The organism is Anaerotruncus sp. 1XD42-93 (genome assembly GCF_009917605.1).
In the GTDB taxonomy this organism is placed as follows: Bacteria; Bacillota; Clostridia; order Oscillospirales; family Ruminococcaceae; genus Anaerotruncus.
Genome location: NZ_QZEG01000248.1, coordinates 1 through 516, shown reverse-complemented (window position 1 = coordinate 516; position 516 = coordinate 1). Strand labels below are relative to the sequence as shown.

Genomic DNA, 516 nt, shown 5'->3' with positions numbered 1-516 from the left:
CCCACCCACTGCATCATGTCGCGGGCTTTCAGTTCCTCGGTCACGCCCGCCGCCTGCGCCAGTTTTGGCATCAGCTGCTCCAATCGGCTGTTCGCGGTCCGGTCGATCTCCAACAGGTGCGGGTACAGCTTCTCGCTCATCAGCAGACGGTTGTAAAGGATGGGCCGGTGTTCCTTCAAGTAGGTTTTCCGCATCCTGCCGTACTTGCCCAGGGGCGTTTCGGGCTGTTCTGTCAGTTGCAGGTTGGGAATCAGATAATCCCCGTTCTGAATGTAAGTTAAGGTGTTGTTCATTTTGCTGGCTCCTTTCTTTGTTGGCCTCTCGTTCCGCGTTTAGAATGGTTACGCCGATCTGCCGCAGCACCTGCTGGTTGATCTGGCTGACCGCCGTTCCCAGCGCCCCAACGGTGGCCGGTGTGTTGAAATCGAAAACCGGCATGAAATCCTCGTGGGTGAAATACTGCTCCGGGGCCAGCCCGCAGCGGGACATCAGGGAATAGGCGATGCTGACGGTGGC

The 516-nt window shown here is 57.9% G+C and carries 1 protein-coding gene; it reads right to left on the bottom strand.

Annotated features, from left to right (window positions below; translation table 11 throughout):
- On the bottom strand, positions 1 to 293 hold a 293-nt coding region (locus tag D5269_RS18275), incomplete at its 3' end, for a TnpV protein (RefSeq protein WP_120487732.1).
- Positions 294 to 516: the final 223 nt, after the last annotated feature.